Source organism: Paractinoplanes ovalisporus (assembly GCF_016834655.1).
In the GTDB taxonomy this organism is placed as follows: Bacteria; Actinomycetota; Actinomycetes; order Mycobacteriales; family Micromonosporaceae; genus Actinoplanes; species Actinoplanes ovalisporus.
The window spans coordinates 66,266-87,722 of record NZ_JAENHP010000034.1 but is presented as its reverse complement, the minus strand read 5'-3'; the positions used below and the strand labels follow the sequence as shown (position 1 = coordinate 87,722).

25 protein-coding genes and 1 riboswitch are annotated in these 21,457 nt (G+C 70.4%); of the genes, 19 read left to right on the top strand and 6 right to left on the bottom strand.

Annotated features, from left to right (window positions below):
- Window positions 1–139: 139 nt before the first annotated feature.
- The 4 genes from JIG36_RS48490 to JIG36_RS48475 all read left to right on the top strand — a co-directional run bounded on the left by JIG36_RS48490 (window position 140) and on the right by JIG36_RS48475 (window position 4,773).
- Window positions 140–1,390: a cytochrome P450 gene (locus JIG36_RS48490; RefSeq protein WP_203383722.1), complete on the top strand. Its 1,251-nt coding sequence runs from the start codon at window positions 140–142 to the stop codon at window positions 1,388–1,390.
- A 356-nt stretch (window positions 1,391–1,746) separates the two neighbouring features.
- Window positions 1,747–2,304 (top strand): peptide deformylase, encoded by a 558-nt coding sequence (gene def, locus JIG36_RS48485; protein ID WP_203383715.1) that lies wholly within the window; start codon window positions 1,747–1,749, stop codon window positions 2,302–2,304.
- 5 nt (window positions 2,305–2,309) lie between these two features.
- Window positions 2,310–3,236: a methionyl-tRNA formyltransferase gene (gene fmt / locus JIG36_RS48480; RefSeq protein ID WP_203383714.1), complete on the top strand. Its 927-nt coding sequence runs from the start codon at window positions 2,310–2,312 to the stop codon at window positions 3,234–3,236.
- A 34-nt stretch (window positions 3,237–3,270) separates the two neighbouring features.
- Window positions 3,271–4,773 carry an RsmB/NOP family class I SAM-dependent RNA methyltransferase gene (locus tag JIG36_RS48475; RefSeq protein WP_203383713.1) on the top strand — a complete coding sequence of 501 codons (1,503 nt, stop codon included), beginning with the start codon at window positions 3,271–3,273 and terminating at the stop codon, window positions 4,771–4,773.
- 106 nt (window positions 4,774–4,879) lie between these two features.
- Here the strand turns inward: JIG36_RS48475 and JIG36_RS48470 are convergent, their stop codons facing one another.
- Window positions 4,880–5,746: a septum formation family protein gene (locus tag JIG36_RS48470; RefSeq protein ID WP_203383712.1), complete on the bottom strand. Its 867-nt coding sequence runs from the start codon at window positions 5,744–5,746 to the stop codon at window positions 4,880–4,882.
- 127 nt (window positions 5,747–5,873) lie between these two features.
- On the opposite strand from JIG36_RS48470, the gene rpe reads away from it, so the two are divergent.
- The 6 genes from rpe (at window position 5,874) to ribH (ending at window position 11,475) form a co-directional block, all read left to right on the top strand.
- A complete protein-coding gene (rpe, locus tag JIG36_RS48465; protein WP_203383711.1) occupies window positions 5,874–6,542 on the top strand; it encodes a ribulose-phosphate 3-epimerase in 669 nt (222 codons plus the stop codon).
- A complete protein-coding gene (locus JIG36_RS48460; RefSeq protein WP_203383710.1) occupies window positions 6,539–7,546 on the top strand; it encodes a GGDEF domain-containing response regulator in 1,008 nt (335 codons plus the stop codon). The genes rpe and JIG36_RS48460 overlap by 4 nt, the downstream gene beginning before the upstream one ends.
- A gap of 191 nt (window positions 7,547–7,737) precedes the next feature.
- Window positions 7,738–7,915: riboswitch (FMN riboswitch) on the top strand.
- Between the two features lie 136 nt (window positions 7,916–8,051).
- Entirely contained in the window at window positions 8,052–9,107 is a 1,056-nt protein-coding gene (gene ribD / locus JIG36_RS48455) for a bifunctional diaminohydroxyphosphoribosylaminopyrimidine deaminase/5-amino-6-(5-phosphoribosylamino)uracil reductase RibD (RefSeq protein ID WP_203383709.1), read from the top strand.
- Between the two features lie 47 nt (window positions 9,108–9,154).
- Entirely contained in the window at window positions 9,155–9,754 is a 600-nt protein-coding gene (locus JIG36_RS48450) for a riboflavin synthase (protein WP_203383708.1), read from the top strand.
- Window positions 9,747–10,952, top strand: a complete 1,206-nt coding sequence (locus tag JIG36_RS48445) for a bifunctional 3,4-dihydroxy-2-butanone-4-phosphate synthase/GTP cyclohydrolase II (protein WP_203383707.1) — start codon at window positions 9,747–9,749, stop codon at window positions 10,950–10,952. The genes JIG36_RS48450 and JIG36_RS48445 overlap by 8 nt, the downstream gene beginning before the upstream one ends.
- Window positions 10,953–10,998: 46 nt before the next feature.
- Window positions 10,999–11,475, top strand: coding sequence for a 6,7-dimethyl-8-ribityllumazine synthase (ribH, locus tag JIG36_RS48440; protein ID WP_203383706.1), 477 nt, complete (start codon window positions 10,999–11,001; stop codon window positions 11,473–11,475).
- On the opposite strand, the gene JIG36_RS48435 is transcribed toward ribH, so the two are convergent.
- The 5 genes from JIG36_RS48435 to JIG36_RS48415 all read right to left on the bottom strand — a co-directional run bounded on the left by JIG36_RS48435 (window position 11,476) and on the right by JIG36_RS48415 (window position 14,922).
- Window positions 11,476–11,892, bottom strand: a complete 417-nt coding sequence (locus JIG36_RS48435; protein ID WP_203383705.1) for a hypothetical protein — start codon at window positions 11,890–11,892, stop codon at window positions 11,476–11,478.
- An 11-nt stretch (window positions 11,893–11,903) separates the two neighbouring features.
- Complete coding sequence (locus JIG36_RS48430) at window positions 11,904–12,320, bottom strand: hypothetical protein (RefSeq protein WP_203383704.1); 417 nt, start codon at window positions 12,318–12,320, stop codon at window positions 11,904–11,906.
- A 114-nt stretch (window positions 12,321–12,434) separates the two neighbouring features.
- Window positions 12,435–13,175, bottom strand: coding sequence for an amino acid ABC transporter ATP-binding protein (locus JIG36_RS48425; RefSeq protein WP_203383703.1), 741 nt, complete (start codon window positions 13,173–13,175; stop codon window positions 12,435–12,437).
- The gene (locus tag JIG36_RS48420; protein ID WP_203383702.1) at window positions 13,175–14,053 is read right to left on the bottom strand and encodes an amino acid ABC transporter permease; all 879 of its coding nucleotides are present in this window, start codon (window positions 14,051–14,053) and stop codon (window positions 13,175–13,177) included. Before JIG36_RS48420 ends, JIG36_RS48425 begins: the two co-directional genes overlap by 1 nt.
- Window positions 14,050–14,922, bottom strand: a complete 873-nt coding sequence (locus tag JIG36_RS48415; RefSeq protein WP_203383701.1) for an ABC transporter substrate-binding protein — start codon at window positions 14,920–14,922, stop codon at window positions 14,050–14,052. Before JIG36_RS48415 ends, JIG36_RS48420 begins: the two co-directional genes overlap by 4 nt.
- A gap of 76 nt (window positions 14,923–14,998) precedes the next feature.
- Between JIG36_RS48415 and JIG36_RS48410 the strand changes: the two genes are divergently transcribed.
- The 9 genes from JIG36_RS48410 (at window position 14,999) to pheS (ending at window position 21,456) form a co-directional block, all read left to right on the top strand.
- Window positions 14,999–15,262 carry a phosphoribosyl-ATP diphosphatase gene (locus JIG36_RS48410; RefSeq protein WP_133875635.1) on the top strand — a complete coding sequence of 88 codons (264 nt, stop codon included), beginning with the start codon at window positions 14,999–15,001 and terminating at the stop codon, window positions 15,260–15,262.
- A gap of 48 nt (window positions 15,263–15,310) precedes the next feature.
- Entirely contained in the window at window positions 15,311–16,156 is an 846-nt protein-coding gene (gene hisG / locus JIG36_RS48405; RefSeq protein WP_203383700.1) for an ATP phosphoribosyltransferase, read from the top strand.
- Between the two features lie 2 nt (window positions 16,157–16,158).
- Window positions 16,159–16,599, top strand: a complete 441-nt coding sequence (locus JIG36_RS48400) for a PH domain-containing protein (RefSeq protein ID WP_203383699.1) — start codon at window positions 16,159–16,161, stop codon at window positions 16,597–16,599.
- 302 nt (window positions 16,600–16,901) lie between these two features.
- Entirely contained in the window at window positions 16,902–17,519 is a 618-nt protein-coding gene (infC, locus tag JIG36_RS48395; protein WP_203383721.1) for a translation initiation factor IF-3, read from the top strand.
- 70 nt (window positions 17,520–17,589) lie between these two features.
- A complete protein-coding gene (gene rpmI / locus JIG36_RS48390; protein ID WP_203383698.1) occupies window positions 17,590–17,784 on the top strand; it encodes a 50S ribosomal protein L35 in 195 nt (64 codons plus the stop codon).
- A gap of 39 nt (window positions 17,785–17,823) precedes the next feature.
- Window positions 17,824–18,216 carry a 50S ribosomal protein L20 gene (rplT, locus tag JIG36_RS48385; protein ID WP_203383697.1) on the top strand — a complete coding sequence of 131 codons (393 nt, stop codon included), beginning with the start codon at window positions 17,824–17,826 and terminating at the stop codon, window positions 18,214–18,216.
- 238 nt (window positions 18,217–18,454) lie between these two features.
- Window positions 18,455–19,222 carry a TrmH family RNA methyltransferase gene (locus JIG36_RS48380; protein ID WP_203383696.1) on the top strand — a complete coding sequence of 256 codons (768 nt, stop codon included), beginning with the start codon at window positions 18,455–18,457 and terminating at the stop codon, window positions 19,220–19,222.
- On the top strand, window positions 19,222–20,226 hold the full coding sequence (locus tag JIG36_RS48375) for an alcohol dehydrogenase catalytic domain-containing protein (RefSeq protein WP_203383695.1): 1,005 nt from the start codon (window positions 19,222–19,224) through the stop codon (window positions 20,224–20,226). The genes JIG36_RS48380 and JIG36_RS48375 overlap by 1 nt, the downstream gene beginning before the upstream one ends.
- 168 nt (window positions 20,227–20,394) lie before the next feature.
- Entirely contained in the window at window positions 20,395–21,456 is a 1,062-nt protein-coding gene (pheS, locus tag JIG36_RS48370) for a phenylalanine--tRNA ligase subunit alpha (RefSeq protein ID WP_203383694.1), read from the top strand.
- Window position 21,457 lies beyond the last annotated feature (1 nt).

Genomic DNA, 21,457 nt, shown 5'->3' with positions numbered 1-21,457 from the left:
CGAGGCCGCCGTCGAACCCTGGGTTGACGCGCCATCCGGCCCGAATGCCTACGGTGGGTGGCGTCGGATCCGACACCGGAAATCCACGATGGACCAGGGGAGGTAGAACGTAGTGGTGACGCTGACCCAGGAACCGCCGATGGATGCCGCCAAGGCGGTCTCGCTGCTGCTCGACCCGCGGGCGAACCACGATCCCGTCCCGGCGTACGAAGCCCTGCACCGCCATGGGCCGGTGGCCCAGGTGGCCAGCGGTTACTACTTCGTCTCGGGCTACGAGGCCGTCGACGCCGTGCTGCGTGATCCGGGCATGGAGGCGTACGACGCAAGGCGGCTCGACAGCCAGTGGTCCGACTGGCGTGACAACCGGGCGGTGGCGCTGTTCGCCGACTCCATGCTGCGCACGAACCCGCCTCAGCACACTCGCATGCGCCGCCTCGCGGCCGGCGTGTTCACGGCCCGCCGGGTCGGTGCCCTGCGCGAGGTGGTCGCCGCGCAGGTCGACGAGGCCATCGGCGAGCTGCCGGAGAAGGCGGAGGGCGGCGTTGTCGACCTCGTCACCCATCTGACGTACCCGCTGCCGATCGGGGTGATCACTGCCCTGCTCGGGGTGCCCGCGGCCGACCGGGGGCGCTTCCGACGGCTGGCCGAGGCGCTGACCGCCGTGCTCGAGGTGCGCTGGACGGCGGAGGACAGGCGGCTCGCGCACGACGCCGCGCTCGAACTCGAGGACTACTTCACCCACCTGGTGGCGCGGCGCCGAGCCGAACCGGAGGACGACCTGGTCACCGCCCTGGCCGCGGCGCACGACGCCGGTGGTGAGCAGCTGACCGGGGCCGAGCTGATGGGCAACCTCACACTGCTGCTGGTGGCGGGCTTCGAGACCACGACGAACCTGCTGGGCAACGGCATCGTGCTGCTGCTCGACCATCCGGCGTACGGGGAAAGGCTCCGCGAGGATCCGGAGCTGGCCACCGCGTACGTGGAAGAGGTCCTGCGCATCGAATCGCCGGTGCAGCTGACCGAGCGTTACACGTCACGACCGGCCGTGATCGGCGGCACCGAGGTGCCCGCCGACGCCGAGCTCGTGCTGCTGCTCGGCGCGGCCAACCGTGATCCGGCCAGGTTCGAAGCGCCGGGTGTCTTCGATCCCGACCGGCCGGCCAACGCGCCGCTGTCGTTCGGGGCCGGCGCGCACTACTGCCTGGGCGCGCCGCTGGCCCGGCTGGAGGCGCAGATCGCGCTGCCGGCTTTGCTGCGGCGGTTCCCCGAGCTCGCGTTGGCGGGGCGGCCCACACGGCGGCCCCGGATGAACCTGCGGGGGTGGGCATCGCTGCCGGTGACCCTCGGCGCCTCGGCGCTGACCGTGCCCGCTCCCAGACGGGCGGGTTGATGCTGCGAGCTTGGTAGCCCGGGCGTCGTGGCGCGGACTGTGCCTGCTGCCGGGAGGGCCAGCTGTAGGTGCGGGGTAGCGGCTGGGATGCCGTGGCGCGGGGTGCGCGTGCTGCTGGGAGGGGCCGTTGACGGTGCGCCGGCGCTGCGGTACGGGCTGTGCGTGCTGCCGGGAAGGATGGTTGGTGCTGGGAGCTTGGTAGCCCGGGCGTCGTGGTGCGGACTGTGGCTGCGGCCAGGGGTGTTGGGTGGCGGTGGGCGGCGGTGACGCTCGGCACCTGGACGCTAGCCGTGCCTGCTCCCGGGCACTCCGTAGACTAGTCGGGTGCCGAGTCGAGATGTCAGGAGTCTGCCCGCGTGACCGTCCAGTCCATCCGTCTGTTCGGCGATCCGGTGCTCCGGACGCCGGCTGATCCTGTCGTCGACTTCGACAAGGAACTGCGCACCCTGGTCAAGGATCTGACCGACAGCATGCTCGACGAGGGCGGCGCCGGTCTGGCCGCGCCGCAGATCGGGGTTGGCCTGCGCGTCTTCACGTTCGACGTGGATGACGTGGTGGGGCACATCATCAACCCGGCGCTGTCGTTCCCCGACGACGAGGAGCAGGACGGGCCGGAGGGCTGTCTCTCGATCCCGGGCATCTACATCGACACCAAGCGGCGGCAGAACGTCGTGGCCGCCGGCTTCAACGAGCACGGCGACCCGATCCAGATCGTCGGCACGGGCCTGATGGCGCGCTGCGTGCAGCACGAGACCGACCACCTCGACGGCGTGCTGTTCCTCGACCGGCTCGACGCCGCCTCCCGGAAGGACGCGATGAAGCAGATCCGTGCGGCGGACTGGTACGACGCGGGCAAACCGCCGACGATCAAGGAGAGCCCGCACGGCCGGGGCCTCTTCGGGCTGGGGCGGTGACCGGGATGCGTCTGGTTTTCGCCGGAACACCGGCCGTCGCCGTGCCGAGCCTCGACGCGATCGCCGCCTCGGGACATGAGCTTCTCGCCGTGGTCACCCGTCCCGACGCGCCGGCCGGGCGCGGGCGCCGCCTCGTGCGTTCGCCCGCCGCCGCCTGGGCCGACGAGCGCGGCATCGAGGTGCTGACGCCCGAGAAGCCGCGGGAACCCGAGTTCCAGGAGAGGCTGCGCTCGCTGGCGCCCGACTGTGTGCCCGTGGTGGCGTACGGCGCGTTGGTGCCGCCGAGCGCCCTCGAGATCCCCAAGCACGGCTGGGTCAACCTGCACTTCTCGCTGCTGCCCGCGTGGCGGGGCGCGGCCCCGGTGCAGCACGCCGTTCTGCACGGCGACGAGGTGACCGGCGCGAGCGTGTTCGAGCTCGAGGCCGGTCTCGACACCGGGCCGGTCTACGGCACCCTGACCGAAGACATCCGACCCACCGACACCTCGGGTGACCTGCTCGAACGGCTCGCCACCGAGGGTGCCGGCCTGCTCGTCGCCGTGCTCGACGCGATCGAGGCGGGCACGGCCCGGGCGCACCCGCAGCCGGGCGACGGCATCACGCTGGCGCCGAAGCTGACGGTCGAAGACGCGCGGATCCGCTGGGGTGACCCGGCGTTCGCGGTCGACCGGCGGATCCGGGCGTGCACCCCGGCGCCGGGCGCGTGGACGACGCTGCGTGACGACCGGCTGAAGCTCGGCCCGGTGAAGCCGGTGGCCAACGGTCCCGCGCTGGAGCCGGGCGACCTGCTGGTCGAGCGGACCCAGGTGCTCGTGGGCACGGCGACCACGCCGGTCGCGCTGGGCGAGGTGCGGGCCGCCGGCAAGAAGCCGATGGCGGCGACCGACTGGGCCCGAGGACTGCGCATCCAGCCGGGGGAGAAGCTTCAGTGACCGGGGGAGTGGCGAAGACCGGGCGCAGTGCAGCATGGCGCATCCAGCCGGGGGAGAAGCTTCAGTGACCGAGCACAGGGCAGAGCGGCCGCACGGATCGGGCCGGCCTCGGCGGCCGGGTGGTCCGGGGTACGACCGGGATTCACGCTCGGGGCGGGCGCCTCGCGGTGGGCGGCCGCCGTCGGATCCGGCGCGTCAGGCCGCGTACGAGGCGGTTGCGGCTGTGCACCGCGATGACGCGTACGCGAACCTGGTCTTGCCTGAGATCTTGCGGGGCATGGGGCTCGCCGGGCGGGATGCGGCGTTTGCGACCGAGCTGACGTACGGGACGCTGCGCATGCTCGGCACGCTCGACCTGATCGTGGCCGACGCGGCGGGACGTGACGTGTCCAGGATCGACCCGCCGGCCCGCGACGCGCTGCGGCTCGGCGCCTATCAGCTGCTGCACACCCGTGTGCCCGCCCACGCCGCGGTCAACCAGACCGTTGACCTGGTGCGTTCGGTGGCGCCGGGGGCGGCCGGGTTCGCGAACGCGGTGATGCGCACGATCGCCGAGACGCCGCTGGAGAAGTGGCTCGACAAGCTCGCGCCCGACTACGAGACGAACCCGATCGGCAATCTCGCCGTGCACCACAACCACCCGGAGTGGATCATCCGGGCGTTCTCGGAGGCGCTCGGCGGCGATCTGGCCGACACCACGCGGCTGCTGATCGAGGACAACCAGCCGCCCGTGGTGCACCTGTGCGCCCGGCCGGGGCGGGTCGACGCGATCGAGCTGGCCGACGAGGTGGGCGGGGTACCGGGGGCGTTTTCCCCGTACGCGGTCTATCTGAACGGTGGCTCGCCACGTGAGCTGGCGGCGATCCACGACGGTCGCGCGCACGTGCAGGACGAAGGCTCCCAGCTGGTGGCGGCGGCACTGCTGGCCGCGCCGATCGAGGGGCAGGACACGCGCTGGCTCGACCTGTGCGCGGGGCCGGGCGGCAAGACCGGCCTGCTCGGGTCGATCGCCGCGAGCCGGGGCGCCGAGGTGACGGCGGTCGAGGTGGCCGAGCACCGCGCGCGGCTGGTCGAGCAGGCGACCGAGGGCATGCCGGTGACCGTGCTGCCGATGGACGGGCGGTCCGTGGGGCGTGACCCCGATCTGCCCGAGGAGTCGTTCGACCGGGTGCTGGTCGACGCGCCGTGCACCGGGCTGGGTTCGCTGCGGCGCCGGCCCGAGTCGCGGTGGCGTCGTCAGCCGGCCGACCTGCCGCCGCTGACCAAGTTGCAGCGGGAGCTGCTGGTGGCGGCGTTGCGCGCGGTGCGTGTGGGTGGCGTCGTGGCCTATGTGACGTGCTCGCCGCACATGGTCGAGACGCAGGTGACGGTGACCGAGGGGTCGCGTCGCAGCGGGGTCGAGGTCGACTTCGTGGACGCGCGCCCGTTGCTGCCGCCGGGGATGCCGGGACTGGGTTCGGGACCGACGGTGCAGCTCTGGCCGCACCGGCACGGCACCGACGCGATGTTCCTGGCGGTGCTGCGCCGCACGAGCTGACAAAGCCCACGCGCCGCCCGATCGAAAGGCGTCCGACGCGTCAGTGCGATCGGCGCGGGCTCGGGGCGTACGAGGGAATGCGTTTTTGACTGTGCCCCGTGAGCGGCTAGCGGTAGATGTAGTGGATCTTCAGCTTGCGGGGGCCGGCGTTCTTGTAGGTGCCGGTCATCCGCTCGCCGTTGAGCCACAGGAAGCAGCGCACCGCGCGGTCGCCCAGCTTCCACGAAGTTCCGTCCGGCGGGAAGCCGAGCCAGCCCACGCGGTTGCGCACGGTCCCGTCGTTCGGGAGGCCGGCGAACCGGGCGATCGTCGCGTCGCAGCCCTTCTCGAGTTCGCCCGAGGTCAGCTCGGCCACCGTCGCGCGCTTGCTCTCGAAGAGGCCGGCGAACTCGGCCGTGTGCTTCGACGCGCACGCCACCGGGTGCATCTCGGTCACCCGGTCTCCCGTGACCTTGGGGTTCGCGCAGGTCATACGCATCTTTCCGGCGCCCGCGAGCGATCCTCCGAGGCTGCCCGAGCGTCGCACCAGTTCGCCGTCGACCGGTGAGGTCTCGACCAGGTCGCAGCGGAACCAGCGGGCCCCGCCCTGCCAGGCCGCCTTGCCCGGGAGCACGGGCTGGAGGATCAGCCAGCCCGTACGCCAGTCACCGCCCAGGAAACCGTTGACCCGCTTCGAGCACTCGCGGAAGGCGCGGGCCTCACCGGCGTCGGCGCTGGTGTTCCGCGGCAGGTCGGCTATAGCGGCCGTCTCGGCGAGATGGGGGCCGGTGCAGGCGACCGGCGAATAGTCCTCGATCGTGCCGTCCTCGACCAGGTCGGGGTGGCAGGCGGCGAGCGCGGGACGGAACTGCCGGGCCGCGGGCGGTGCGGACCACGCGTTCGTCAGGTCGCCGTCGACACCCTCGGGCAGGTCGGCGCAACCGGCGAGCGCGAGCACGAGGGCCCCGGCCAGCCCGGCCGCCCACCTCCGCATAGTTATCTCCGCCCATGTCCGCCCGAAGGGTCGTCACTCTATCGGGTGGGCCGGGCGGACGGAGGGTGCGCGGCGGGTTATCCACAGGGTGCGGAGCGCCCGTCCCGGAGGCCATAGACTTCCTCCCGTGGAGCCATCACAGATCATCGCCCCCAGCATCCTCGCCGCCGATTTCGCCCGCCTCGCCGAAGAGGTGCACGCCATCGAGGGTGCGGCCGACTGGGTGCACGTTGATGTCATGGACAACCACTTCGTGCCCAATCTGACAATCGGGTTGCCGGTGGTGCAGAGTCTGCGCAAGGCGACCAGCATCCCGTTCGACGTGCACCTGATGATCACGGACCCCGAGCGCTGGGCGCCGGGTTACGCCGAGGCCGGGGCCTACAACGTCACCTTCCACGCCGAGGCCACCGACGACCCCGTCGCGCTGGCGAAGACCCTGCGTGCGGCCGGTGCGAAGGCCGGTCTGGCGATCGACCGCGACACCTCGGTCGAGCCCTATCTCGATCTTCTGCCCCATGTGGACACTGTGCTGATCATGACGATCAAGGCGGGCTTCGGCGGTCAGAAGTTCCTGCCCGAGACCCTCGACAAGGTGCGTGCGGTGCGGCGCCGCATCACCGCCGACAATCTCGAAGTGCGGCTGGAGGTGGACGGCGGCATCGCAGCGGACACAATTGAGCAGGCGGCAGAGGCGGGCGCCGATGCCTTTGTGGCCGGCACGGCGGTCTACGGTGCGCAGAATCCCGCCGAGGCCATTCGCAAGCTGCGCGCCCTCGCTGGAGGAGTCGGATGAGCACAGGGGTCGCTGATCCCAAGCCGGAGGAGCTCGGTCCCGAGCCCGAGGACCGTCCCGATCTGATCCTGGTGGTCGACGACGACCAGGACATCGCCAGTTTCGTCGAGTTCAACCTCAAGGTCCACGGGTACGAGGTGATCCGCGCCCGCGACGGTGAGCACGCGCTCGAGGTGATGAACGACAAGCGGCCCGACCTGGCCGTGGTCGACTGGATGATGCCGCGCATGGACGGGGTCGAGCTGACCCGACGGCTGCGCGCCGAGCCGCTGACCTCGGCCCTCCCGGTGATCATGCTGACCGCCAAGAGCATGACCGTCGACAAGGTGGTGGGCCTGACCGCCGGTGTCGACGACTATCTGGTCAAGCCGTTCGACACGGCGGAACTGATCGCGCGGGTGTCGTCGACGCTGCGGCGCAACAAGGAGTTCCGCGAGGTCTCGCCGCTGACCGGTCTGCCCGGCAACGCGCGGGTGCGGCGCGAGATCGCCGACCGCATGAAGGCCGGCGGCGAATACTCGGTGGGCTACATCGACGTCGACCGGTTCAAGAGCGTCAACGACGTGTACGGCTTCGACCGCGGCGACGAGTTCATCACCGCGCTGGCCCGTTGCCTGCACCGGGCGGTGACCACGGTGCAGCCGCCGTCGATCTTCCTGGGCCACATCGGTGGCGACGACTTCGTCTTCATCTGCGCGCCCGACCAGGTGCTGCCGCTCACCAAGCGCACCGTGACCGATTTCGAGCAGGCGGCCGACCAGCTGTACGACGCCCGCGACGCCGAACGTGGCTACATCGAGGTCCCCGACCGCCGGGGCAACAAGAACCGCGCCGCCCTGGTGACGCTGTCGATCGGCGTGGCCGAGGCGAAGGCCGACGGGCGCCGTTTCACCGACCCGCGCGTGGTGATCGCCGTGGCGTCGGAGATGAAGAAGGTGGCCAAGTCGCAGCCCGGCTCATACGTGGCGATCGACCGTCGCCGCGCGGAGGACGTCGACGCCTGACCCACGGCGCGGCGGCGGCGCGGCGGTGGGCGGCGGCGCGGCGGTGGGCGGCGGCGCGGCGGTGGAGCCCGCGCGTGCGAGCGCCTGACGAAAGTGCTGGTGAGCGGGCCGCGAGCGCGGGCGGATGTGAGATGGCTCGCCCTTGGGGTGGCAAAAACTGGTTGTCGTGTCAAACTCGGGGGTGACCCACCACGCGCTGGCGGGACTCGGTGAAATTCCGAACCGGCGGTGATCCGATCAACTGATCGGTAAGCCCGCGACCCGGACGTCGTTCCTCACGACGGACGGTGGACCTGGTGAAAATCCGGGGCCGACGGTTGATCGGGGCGACAAGGCCCGGTCAGACAGTCCGGATGGGAGACAGCGCGCGGAATCGGACCCTGGGCTGCGTGAAATCAGCTCACGGCCGGGGTGCGCGAAGCGTACCCTCGTGCCCGATTCCCGGCGTTTTCTCCCTCAGTGTCACAGCGCGTGAACCGAACCGCGCTGTGAGAGGACCACACCGATGGTGACCGAGGACGAGGCGATGCGCCGCGCGATCGCGCTGGCCGCCCGCGGACTCGGCACGACCAGCCCCAACCCGGTGGTCGGCTGCATCCTGCTGGACGGCGACGGCGAGATCGTCGGCGAGGGCTTCCACGCCTACGCCGGCGGCCCGCACGCCGAGATCGTCGCGCTCGCCCAGGCCGGCAACCGCGCCCGCGGCGGCACCGCGATCGTCACCCTGGAACCCTGCAACCACACCGGACGCACCGGCCCCTGCAGCCAGGCCCTGATCAACGCGGGCATCCGGCGGGTCGTGATCGCGGTCGACGACCCGACACCGGTCGCAGCCGGCGGTTCGGTCACGATGCGCGCCGCCGGGGTTCAGGTCGAGACCGGCGTACGCCGTCTGGAAGCGACCGAGGGCAACATCGCCTGGCTGACCGCCGTGCGCCGCGGCCGCCCGTACGTGACCTGGAAGTTCGCCGCCACCCTGGACGGTCGCTCGGCTGCCGCCGACGGCACCAGTCAGTGGATCACCTCGGCGCCCGCCCGCTCGGACGTGCACGTGCTGCGCGGCACCGTGGACGCGATCGTGGCCGGTGTCGGCACCGTCATCGCCGACGATCCCCAGCTCACCGTCCGCGACCTCAAGGACGGCACCCTCGCGATCAAGCAGCCGCTCCGCGTGGTCGTCGACTCCGACGGGCGTACGCCGGAAAAAGCGCGAGTGAAGGACGCCGCCGCACCCACCTGGATCGCCACCCGGCGCGAGCTCGGCGCCGGCCCGGACGGCCGCGTCGACCTGAACGCGCTGCTGGCCGCGCTGTTCGGCCGCGGCATCCGCTCGGTGCTGCTCGAGGGTGGCCCCACGCTGGCCGGCGCCTTCCTCGAGGCCGGCCTGGTCGACCAGGTCATCGGCTATGTGGCGCCCAAGCTGCTCGGCGCGGGCAAGGCCGCCCTGGTCGACGCGGGCGTGGCCACGATCGGCGACGCCATCGAGCTCGACCTCAAGGACATCGCGCAGATCGGCCCCGACCTGCGCTTCACCGCGGCCCTCCGGCAGAAGGAGGGCTGATGCGAGAATCCCGTCAAAGAGGACAAAAAGCCCAAGAAGGAGACCGGATGTTCACGGGCATCGTCGAAGAGCTGGGCGAGGTCGTACGCCTCGACGACCAGGGAGGCGACTCCGCGGTCATCAAGATCAAGGGTCCGCTGGTCACCGGGGACGCGCGGCACGGCGACTCGATCTCGGTCAACGGCGTCTGTCTCACCGTGATCGACAACGTCGACGGCGTGTTCACCGCCGACGTGATGGGCGAGACGCTGCGCCGCTCCTCGCTGGGCGCGCTCGAGGTGGGCAGCCAGGTCAACCTGGAGCGGGCGGCCGCGCTGGGCAGCCGCCTCGGCGGCCACCTGGTGCAGGGCCACGTGGACGGCGTCGCGCGGGTCATCGCCCGCGAGCCGGCCGCCGACTGGGAGGTCGTGCGGTTCTCGCTCCCGGTCGAGCTCGCGAAGTACGTGGTCGAGAAGGGCTCGATCACCGTCGACGGGGTCTCGCTGACCGTCATGGCCGTCGACGACGAGACGTTCAGCATCGGGATGATCCCCACGACGTCCAAGCTGACCGTGCTCGGCAGCAAGCAGCCGGGTGAACCGGTGAACCTCGAGGTCGACGTGATCGCCAAGTACGTGGAGAAGATGCTGGGAGGCCGCAATGTTTGAGCAGGTCGAGCGCGCGATCGCGGACATCGCGGCGGGACGCCCGGTGATCGTGGTCGACAACGAGGACCGCGAGAACGAGGGTGACCTGATCTTCGCGGCCGAGAAGGCCACGCCGGAGCTGGTCGCGTTCATGGTGCGCTACACGTCGGGTTACATCTGCGTGCCGATCACCGAGGACGAGGCCGACCGTCTCGACCTCCCGCCGATGTTCCACACCAACCAGGACGCGCGCGGCACCGCGTACGCCGTGACCGTCGACGCCCGCGAGGGTGTCTCCACCGGCATCTCGGCCGCCGACCGGGCCCGCACCATCCGCCTGCTGGCCTCGGAGGAGACCAAGCCGTCGGACCTGTCGCGCCCCGGCCACGTCGTGCCGCTGCGGGCCAAGCCGGGCGGGGTGCTGCGCCGCCCCGGCCACACCGAGGCCGCCATCGACCTGTCCGTGCTGGCCGGGCTGCGTCCGGCGGGCGTGCTGTGCGAAATGGTCAACGACGACGGCACCATGCAGCGCCGCCCCGACCTCGAGAAGTTCGCCGTCGAGCACGACCTCGCCCTGATCAGCATCACCGAGCTGATCGCCTACCGGCGGCACCGCGAGACCCAGGTCGAGCGGGTGGTCGAGACCCGGCTGCCCACCGAGCAGGGCCTGTTCACGGCGGTCGGCTACCGGTCGCTGACCGACGACAGCGAGCACGTCGCCCTGGTCTACGGCGAACTCGGCGACGGCGAGGACGTGCTGGTCCGCGTCCACTCGGAGTGCCTCACCGGCGACGTGTTCGGCTCGCAGCGCTGCGACTGCGGCCCCCAGCTCGACGCCGCCCTCGAACGGGTGGCCGCGGCCGGCCGGGGCGTGGTGCTCTACATGCGCGGGCACGAGGGCCGGGGGATCGGCTTGCTGCACAAGCTGCAGGCCTACCAACTGCAGGACCGCGGGTTCGACACGGTCGACGCCAACCTCGAACTGGGGCTGCCGGCCGACGCCCGCGACTACGGCACCGGTGCGCAGATCCTCTACGACCTGGGTGTGCGCTCGATGCGGCTGCTCACCAACAATCCGGCCAAGCGGGCCGGGCTCGAGGGCTACGGGCTGACCATCACCGGCCGCGAGGCGCTGCCGGTGCGGCTGCACCCCGAGAACGTGCGTTACCTGCGGACCAAGCGGGATCGCATGGGGCACTTGTTCGAGGCATTGGGCTGATTTTTCCCGCCGTTCAGGGCGAGGATGAACCAAACGAGGGGGACTTATGGCCGGCTTCGGTGATCCGCATTTGGAGACGGTCGACGCGGCCGGGCTGCGGCTCGGGATCGTCGGCTCGCGCTGGCACTCCGACCTGGTTGATCACATGATCGAGCGGGCGCGGGCGGCAGCGCAGGAGTGCGGCGTCGAGGACGTGGTGGTGATGCGGGTGGCGGGCTCGGTCGAGTTGCCGGTCGTGGCGCAGGCCCTGGCCCGCAAGTGCGACGCGGTGGTGGCGCTGGGCGTGGTCATCAAGGGCGAGACCGACCATTTCAAGTACGTCTGTGACGCCGTCACCGCCGGTCTGACCCGGGTCGCGCTCGACGAGCAGACCCCGGTCGCGCACGGCGTGCTGACCGTGATGAGCCTGGGCCAGGCCCGTGACCGTGCCGGCCTGGAAGACTCGGTGGAGGACAAGGGCTGGCAGAGCACGGTGGCCGTGCTCGACGCGGCCCTTGCCCTCCGGGAGCTGGCCAAGCCGTAACTAGTTCTGCACGTGGATGTCCTGGTTGACCGGCACGGCGAAGCAGTCCTGGTCGTCGCAGCCGGTCGCCAGGATGGCCAGGGTCGCCTTGCCGGCCTGGAACGGGGCCCCGGTGACGCTCGCGGTGACCCGGCCCATCTCCAGCACGCCGGTGCCGGCGCAGGTCAGCTGCTCGGTCACGGTGCCGCTGGCCCGAAGGCCGTCCTTGCGGACCTGGTCGAGCGAGACGGTCACGGTCGCCTGGTAGCCGGCCGGGCAGGTGATCCCGTACGACACGTCGACGGCCGCGCCGCGGGCGACTCGGAAGGCCCACATGACGTCGATGGTGGCGTCGGCAGCGGCATAGGCCGGTGCCGCGCCGATGGAGGCGAAGGCGAAGGCGGACAGGACGGAAGCAAGAGCGATACGTCGGCGCACAGTGACCTGCCTCAGCTGATCCGGATGGCTTCGTCGAACGGGATGGTCTCGCAGCTGGTGTCGTCGCAGACCGTGCGCACCGTACGCGCGGTGGCCTGCCCGACGATGAACAGAGCGCCCGCGAGATCACGGTCGACCCGCAGCTCGGTGGCGGCCCAGTCGCCCGTGCAGTCGGCCCGCTTCTGCCGGGTGCCCTGCGCGATGCGGTCGCCGTTGGCCGCGGTGACGGTCACGACGAGCTGGATCCTCGCCCCGGCCGGGCAGTTGTAGCTCAGGTTCACCAGAACCCGGTCACCCTGCTGACGCCGGTCGACCGAGTCGATCCGGGTCGACGACGGGCCGGTGGCGGCGTTGGCGGCCGGCGCGATCAGCAGGGATCCGGTGACGAGAGCGGCCAGAAGGCCGGAGAAAGCCAGAATTCGGCGCATAACGGTCCTCTCCCAGGGCAGAGGGCCGCCTCCCCGTATTTCGGCGGTTCACCCCCGTGCCCGCCGTTGCACGATGTCATGCAGCGGTGTCGATGCGCCAGACCATTACGGCGGTCAGAGGCGGCCGGCCTCGATGATGCGGGCCAGGAACTGCCGGGTCCGCGCCTCGACCGGCTCGCCCAGCACCTGCTCGGGCGGCCCCTGTTCGAGCACGCGTCCGCTGTCGAGGAACGCGACCCGGTCGGCCACCTGACGGGCGAAGCCCATCTCGTGCGTGGCCAGCACCATCGTCATCCCCTCGCCCTTGAGCTCGCGGATCATCGTGAGCACCTCGCCCACCAGTTCGGGGTCGAGCGCCGAGGTGACCTCGTCCAGCAGCAGGAGCCGCGGGCTGTTGACCAGTGCCCGCACGATCGCGACGCGCTGCTGCTGACCACCGGACAGACGATCCGGATAGCTGCCCGACTTGTCGGCGAGGCCGACCCGGTCAAGCCACTCCATCGCCTGGGAACGCGCCTCCGGCACGGGCCGCTTGTGGACCCGTACGGGCGCCAGCGTGATGTTGTCCAGGACGGTCATGTGCGGGAACAGGTTGTAGCTCTGGAAGACCAGACCGATCTTCTGCCGTACGAGGTCGGCGTCGACCCGCGGATCGGTGATGTCCTCGCCGTCCAGCCGGACCACGCCGTCGTCGATCTCGGTGAGCAGGTTGACGCAGCGCAGCAGGGTCGACTTGCCCGAACCGGAAGCGCCGATCAGCGCGACCACCTCGTGCTCGTCCACGTCGAGCGAGAGGTTGTCGAGCACCACGTTGGGGCCGAACGTCTTGCGGACGTCGGTGCACGAAAGAAGCATCAGTTACCCGCGTTCTGCCGCCGGGCGGCCCGTAGCGTCACCCAGTCGGTGACCCCGATCAGCGGCAGCGCCAGCAGGACGAAGAGCACACCCGCGACCACGTACGGGGTGAAGTTCGCCGTGCCGGCCTGGTTGATCTGCGCGGCCCGGATCGCGTCGATGGGGCCGGCCAGCGAGATCAGGCCGACGTCCTTCTGCAGGGCCACCGTGTCGTTGAGCAGCGGCGGCGTGACCCGCCGGATGGCCTGGGGCAGCACCACGTGGCGCATGGTGCGGCGATAGCTCAGCCCGAGCGAGCGGGCCGCCGCCACCTGACTGGGGTGCACCGACTCGATGCCGGCCCGGAACACCTCGGCCAGGTACGCCCCGTACGTGACCACGATCGCCGCCGCCCCGAGCACGGTGACGCTCGGCGTGCCCTGCAACCGCAGACCCGGGATGCCAAACGCGAACAGGTAGATCACGATGATCAGCGGGAGGCCGCGGAACGAGTACGTGTAGGTCGTGGCCAACGCCCGTACGGGAAAAGTGACCGGCCCCCGCAGGGTGCGCAGGATCGCGATGAGCAGCCCGAGCGCCAGCGCGCAGGCCGTGCAGATCACCATCAGCCGGATGTTCAGCCACAGCCCGGAGAGGATCGAGGGGTAGTTGTCCCGGCCGGTCAGCGCCTTGACGGCGATGTCCCAGTCGAAGAACGACGCCTTGACCCGCTCCCAGCCCGGCGAGCCGGTGACGCCGAGATAGAGCAGCAGCCCGACCACGGCGGTCGACAGGGCGGCGAGCAGCGTGGAACGGATCGCCCGCTTGCGGCGATAGGCGATCCGCTCCCGCTGGACCGTGCTCGGCTGGTGAGGCCGTGGGGTGGTGTCGGAGCTCACTGGAGTTCGGGGGCCCCGCCCGTGTCGGCCAGCCAGGTCTTCTCGAGCACCGCGAGCGTGCCGTCCTGTCGCAGCTGGTCGACGGCCGTGCTGACGCAGCTGGTCAGGGCCGAGCCCTTGTCGAGCACGAGACCGAACTGCTCGGGCACGCCCACCTGCGGAAGCTGACCGACGATGACGCCGTTGTCGAGCTCGGCCGCGGTCATGTAGAACGCGGTCGGCAGGTCGACCACGATGCCGTCGACCGTGCCGTTGACCAGCGCCGCCTTGGCGTCGTCGTTGTTGTTGAACACCGACGGCTGGCTGCTGGGCTTGATCAGGTCGGTCAGGGCCTGGTAGCTGGTCGTGCCGACCTGGGCGCCGAGCTTGGCGCCCTTGAGCTCGGCCAGCGTCTTGGCATTCGCGATCTTCGAGCCCTTGGTGGTGATCACCGTCTGCCGTACGAGGTAGTAGGGCGACGAGAAGTCCACCGCGTTCCGCCGTTCGGGCGTGACGGAGAACTGGTTGATGTCGAAGTCGAAGGTCTTCGGACCCGGCGCGATGGCGTTGTTGAACGTCACAGAGGTCCAGATCACGTTGTCCGGCGAATAGCCCAGACGCTGCGCGACCTGGTAGGCGACGGCCGACTCGAAGCCCTTGCCGTTCTTCGGGTCGTTGTCGGAGAACCACGGCTCGTAGGCCGGGTTGTCGGTGCCGATCGTCAACTTGCCCGCGGTGCGGGTAACAAGGGCGCCAGCAGGGCAAACGTCGGCGGAGGCACTGGCCGACGCGGTGGGGGCGGCGTTCTCCTCGACGGGCGAGCAGCCCGCGAGGGCGGCGAGCGCGAGGACGGCGCCGCCGGTGGTGAGAAGGGTGAATCGGCTGACCATGTCCGGGAGCCTAGGGCACGTCTCACCTGCTGGGGCCGTTCGTCGCCATCCCGTGACGAGTTGGCAAAATGGCCGCGTGAAGACGTTCGAAGAGCTGTTCGCCGAGCTTCAGGCGAAAGCGGCGGAGGGGACCCCGGGTTCCGGCACCGTCGCCGCCCTGGAGCGCGGAGTCCACTTCATCGGGAAGAAGGTCGTCGAAGAGGCGGCCGAATCCTGGATGGCCGCCGAGCACGAGGGCCCCGAGCGGGCCGCCGAGGAGATCTCCCAGCTGCTCTACCAGGCCCAGGTCCTGATGATCGCGACCGGGCTCGAGCTGAAGGACGTGTATCGACATCTGTGACGTGCCACCTCGCCTCTCGTGAAGACCAAGAGAAGGAGCACGTCCGTCATGCTGCGCATCGCCGTTCCCAACAAGGGGACCCTGTCCCAGCCCGCGTCCCAGATGCTGCGCGACGCGGGTTACCGCCAGCGCACCGACCCCAAAGACCTGATCTGCCGCGACGAGGCGAACAACGTCGAGTTCTTCTACCTGCGGCCCCGTGACATCGCCACCTACGTCGGCTCGGGCGACCTCGACCTCGGCATCACCGGCCGCGACCTGCTGGTCGACTCCGGCGTCCCGGCCACCGAGATGCTCGACCTGAACTTCGGCGGCGCGACCTTCCGCTGGGCCGCCCCCGACGGCGCGCTGAGCTCGGCCGACGAGATCGGCGGCAAGCGCATCGCCACCGCCTACCCCGGCGTGGTCGAGCGCTACCTGGCCGAGCACGACCTCAAGGCCGAGGTCGTCCGGCTCGACGGCGCGGTCGAAAATGCCGTCCGCCTCGGCGTCGCCGACCTCATCGCCGACGTGGTCGAGACCGGCGCCACGCTGCGCCAGGCCGGCCTGGTGACGCTCGGCGAGCCGCTGCTGCGCTCGTCGGCGATCATGATCGGCCCGGCTGAGGGATCCGCCCCGGCCGGCGTCTCCCAGCTGATCCGCCGCCTGCAGGGTGTGCTGGTCGCGCGCTCCTACGTGATGCTGGCCTACGACGTACGGGCCGATCTGCTCGACAGCGCCGGCGCGCTCACCCCCGGCATCGAGTCGCCCACCGTCTCGCCGTTGCACCGCGAGGGCTGGGTGGCCGTGCAGGCGATGGTGCCCCGCAAGGACGTGCACCGCGTGATGGACGAGCTCTACGAGCTGGGCGCCCGGGCTATCCTGGTGACCGACATCGCGAATTGCAGGTTGTGAAGATGAGCGTCATCTATCGCCCCAAGAAGATCCGCGTGGTCGCGATCCCGATCGCGGCGGCCGTCATGGTGCTGTTCACCGTGCTCAGCTTCGGGCTCAAGGGCTCGGCCGGCTTCGACAACTCGGGCTCGTTCCAGCGCGGCGACCAGGCCGCCATGATCGGGCTGGGTGTGCTGATCGGGCTCGGCGTGCTGGCCTTCCTGCGGCCGCGGGTGATCGCCGACGAAGAGAAGATCACCATCCGCAACGTCGTCGGCGGTTACGAACTGCCCTGGTCGGTGGTGCGGGCGGTGCGCTTCGACCGCAACTCGCCGTGGGCCCAGCTCGAGCTGCACGACGAGGAGCAGGTGTCGATCCACGCGCTGCAGGCGGCCGACAAGGACTACGCCGTCGAGGGCGTGCGCACTCTGCGAAAGCTGCACTCGGCGGCCGTTGAGGCGTGACAAGAGGCACCTGGTAGGCTAGACGTCGTCGACCACGCCTGCTCGCAAGAGCCAGGCGCGAAAGAGGAGCCCGCTGGTTCCCACCCGCCGCCCTTTCCTTGAGGGCCGGGTCCGGTCACCTGGGTCTCGGGGAATAACCGAGGCCCGGGGAGCGTCCTCATGGGCGCCGATGACCGGTCGAGCGGGCCCTGGCATGCGTCTTTCCGAAGATGCAGTCCAGGGTCTTCTGCTTTCCCGGCCCTGATAAATGGGGCGACGGGGCCGACCGACATTGGCATATGTAACCGTTCTGAGGAGGCCCCATCAGCGTCGAACCACGCGTTAACGAACAGATCCGGGCTCGTGAGGTCCGACTGGTCGGCCCCGAGGGTGAGCAGGTGGGCATCGTCCCGCTCGAGCGCGCTCTCCAGCTGGCCGCGGACGTCGATCTGGACCTGGTCGAGGTTGCTCCCATGGCGCGGCCGCCGGTGTGCAAGCTCATGGACTTCGGCAAGTTCAAGTACGAGAGCGCACTGAAGGCACGCGAAGCGCGGCGCAACCAGCAGCAGACCGTCATCAAGGAAATGAAGCTCCGTCCGAAGATCGACCCGCACGACTACGAGACCAAAAAGGGTCACGTGGTGCGGTTCCTCAAGGCGGGCGACAAGGTCAAGGTGACGATCATGTTCCGCGGTCGCGAGCAGAGCCGCCCCGAGCTGGGTTTCCGGCTCCTGCGCCGGCTCAGTGAAGAGATCTCGGAGCTCGGTTTCGTGGAGGCCAGTCCGAAGCAGGACGGCCGAAACATGATCATGGTTCTCGCCCCGCACCGGGCGACCAAGGCCGCAGCCGTGGCTGCCGTGGCGACCAAGCCGGGGCGTGAGCCGCGCGAGGGTGAAGCACCGGCAGAAGCGCCGGCGGCCGCCGAACCGACCGCAGAGTAGACAGCTTTTCCGCACGTAGGGGGCCGCAACGGGCCCCCTGTCGTGCGGAAAGATCAGAAAGAGGCTCGAAGTGCCTAAGTTCAAGCCCCACACCGGTACCGGCAAGCGGGTGAAGGTCACCGGTTCGGGCAAGATCGTCCGCGAGAAGACCGGCAAGCGCCACCTGCTCGAGGGCAAGTCCTCGCACGTCACCCGGCGGATGACCGGCACGGTCGTCGTCGACAAGGCTGACATCCCGCGAGTTAAGAAGCTGCTGGGCCGCTGACGCGCGCGCCACACACGTTCCCCTGTTAGGAGTACCGAAATGGCACGCGTCAAGCGGGCAGTCAACGCCCAGAAGAAGCGTCGCACGTTGCTGGAGACCGCCAGCGGATACCGCGGTCAGCGCTCCCGCCTTTACCGCAAGGCCAAGGAGCAGGTGCTGCACTCGATGCAGTACTCGTACCGCGACCGTCGTGACCGCAAGGGCGACTTCCGCCAGCTGTGGATCACGCGTATCAACGCGGGCGCCCGGGCCAACGGCCTGACCTACAACCGTCTCATCCAGGGTCTTCGCCTGGCCGAGATCGAGGTCGACCGGAAGATCCTGGCTGATCTTGCTGTCAACGATGCCGCTGCGTTCGCGGCGATCGTCGAGGTTGCCAAGGCTGCGGTCGCGGCCGAAGGCACCGGTGGCGCCGCCAAGCAGGCTGCGTAAGTAACACTTCCCGCAGGCGTCTCCCGATCGGCTTGGGAGGCGCCTGCTGGCGTATCAGGAGTCAGATCAAAATCATGATGTCCCGGCTGGGTGGGGCGTACGGACCGTCGCTCCCGCGGGGACCGGGGCGTGCTTCGCTGGCCGCTGGCGCGTCCAGAACGCGAAACCCACCCCGGCGGCGTGCGTGAGTGGTCACGCTCAAACCCAAAGCAAACCCGCCCCCGCGACTTGGATGGTTATGACGTTTACGGCTCGTACGCCTCGGGTTGCTGCCGCGCGGAAACTTCAGCGGCGCCGGGATCGCGACCAGACCGGGCGCTTCCTGGCCGAAGGGCCGCAAGCGGTGCGGGAAGCGCTGGCGGCGGGCGTCGTGCTGGAGTTGTTCGCGACGGCCGAGGCGATGTCCCGGTATGGCGACCTGTCGGCCCATTTCACCGAGGTGGACGACGACGCGCTGGCGTCGCTGGCCGAGACCGTGCAGCCGCAGGGTCTGGTTGCCGTGTGTGAGCAGGTGGACGTGCCGCTCAAGGAAGCCCTGGCCAAACGGCCTCGGCTGGTGGCGGTGGCGGCCGAGATCCGCGACCCCGGCAATGCGGGCACGGTGCTGCGCACGGCCGACGCCGCCGGGGCGGGTGCGGTGATCTTCGCCGGGGACGCCGTCGACCCGTACAACGGCAAATGCGTCCGCGCATCGGCGGGCTCGTTGTTTCATGTAGATGTGGTGCGAACCCCTCTGGACGTTGTGACGCCCCTGCGCGAGGCCGGCCTGCGGGTGCTCGCCACCAGCGGCTACGGCGCGGACGACCTGGACACCCTGGCCGACGACGGCGTTCTGCGCGAACCCACGGCCTGGCTGTTCGGCTCCGAGGCCCACGGCCTGCCCGACGAGCTGCTCGAGGCGGCCGACCGGCGCGTGCGCGTGCCGATCTATGGCGGCGCCGAGAGCCTGAACCTGGCCGCGGCCGCCGCCGTGTGCCTCTACGCGTCGGCAAGGGCCCAGCGCTGATGCGGGCCATCGTCTACGAGGCCGTCGGGGCGGCGCCGCGCGTCGCCGAGGTGCCCGAACCCATCTGCCCGCCCGACGGGGCCGTGATCGAGGTGCGCGCGACCGGCATCTGCCGCTCCGACTGGCACGCCTGGCGCGGCCACGACCCGGTGCCGTTGCCCCACGTTCCCGGCCACGAGTTCGCGGGCGAGGTGGTGGCCGTCGGCCCGACCGTACGCGGCTTCACCCTGGGCGACCGGGTCACCGCGCCCTTCGTGAACGGCTGTGGCGTGTGCGGGTTCTGTGCCGAGGGCCGCGCCCAGATCTGCCCCGACCAGACCCAGCCCGGTTTCACCCACGCCGGCTCGTTCGCCGAACGGGTCGTGGTGCGGGCCGCCGACACCAACCTGGTCCGGCTGCCCGACAGCGTCGGCTTCGTGCAGGCCGCGGCCCTGGGCTGCCGGTTCGCGACGGCTTTCCGGGCGCTGACCGGCCATGGTCCCGTACGGGATGACGCCGTGGTCGCCGTCTACGGCTGCGGCGGCGTGGGGTTGTCGGCCGTCCTGATCGCGACCGCCCTGAAGATGCGCGTGCTGGCCGTGGACCCGTCCCCCGCGGCCAACTCGATGGCAGCCGCCCTCGGCGCCGTGATCGTCCACGAGATCACCGAGGAGGCCGACATCGCGATCGACGCCTACGGTTCGGCCGCCACCGCCGAGGCTTCGGTGCGCGCCCTGCGCCGTGGAGGCCGCCACGTGCAGGTAGGCCTGATGCTCGGCAACGACGCCCGGGCCCCGCTGCCCTGGGACCTGGTCGTGGCCCGCGAACTGACCGTGGTCGGCTCTCACGGCATGGCCGCCGCCGACTACCCGCCCATGCTCGACCTGGTCGCCCGGGGCCGCCTCGACCCGGGCCGCCTGGTCGGCTCGGTGATCCCCCTGGAGGCGGCCGGGGTTGCCCTGACCGCCATGGACTCACCCATCCCCGCCCACGCCGGCATCACCGTCGCCAGCCGGGAACGATGACGCGATATGCTGAGCGCGTGGCGACCCTGACGATGCTCTTTAGCCGGCCCGCTGGTCGCGGGCCGCGGGTCTGACACACCCAAGACTCCCTGACCGGCGGGCTGCGGCTCAGCCGTGCCTCCGTACACTGCCCGATGGCTGAAAAGGTGTGAGGGAGTTAGCCCGACCATGTCCTACCGCAACGATCCGTACGATCCGAAGCAGGCCGCCCTGCTCGATCCGGCCGCTCTCGAAAGCGCCGTCGACGAGGCGCGCAAAGCGTTCGACGCCGCGTCCGATCTGGACGAGCTGGCTGCGCTGAAGTCCGCGCACCTCGGTGACCGTTCCCCGGTGTCGCTGGCCCGCCGCGAGATCGGCTCGCTGCCGCCGGCCGCGAAGTCCGACGCCGGCAAGCGGGTCAATCTGGCCCGGCAGTCCGTTCAGGGTGCGTACGACTCCCGGCTCGAAGAACTCGAGATCGAGCGCGCGGCCCGGGTGCTCGTCGAGGAACGCGTCGACGTCACGCTCCCGTGGGACCGCCGTCCCCGGGGGGCGCGCCACCCGCTGACCACGCTCATGGAGCACATGGGTGACCTGTTCGCGGGCATGGGCTACGACATCGTCGAGGGGCCCGAGCTCGAACTCGAGTGGGCCAACTTCGACGCGCTCAACATCGGGCCGGACAACGCCGTACGCGGGTCGATGGACACGTTCTACGTCGACCTGCCCGGCCTCGTGATGCGCACGCACACCTCGCCCGGCCAGGTGCGCTCGATGCTGACCCGGCAGCCACCGATCTATGTGGTCAGCCCGGGCCGGGCCTACCGCTCGGACGAGCTCGACGCCACCCACTCGCCGGTGTTCCACCAGATCGAGGGCCTGGTCGTCGACGAGGGCATCACCATGGCCCACCTGCGCGGCACCCTCGACCACTTCGCGAAGGCGATGTTCGGGGCCGACGCCCGCACGCGGTGGCGCCCGCACTACTTCCCGTTCACGGAACCGAGCGCCGAGTTCGACGTGTGGTTCGCGCAGCACCGCGACGGCCCCCGCTGGGTCGAGTGGGGCGGCTGCGGCATGGTCAACCCCAAGGTGCTGGTCGCCGCCGGCATCGACCCGGAGCGTTACTCGGGCTTCGCGTTCGGCATGGGCGTCGAGCGCACCCTGATGTTCCGCAACGGCGTCAGCGACATGCGCGACATGGTCGAGGGCGACGTCCGGTTCACCGCCAACTTCGGAATGGAGGTCTGAG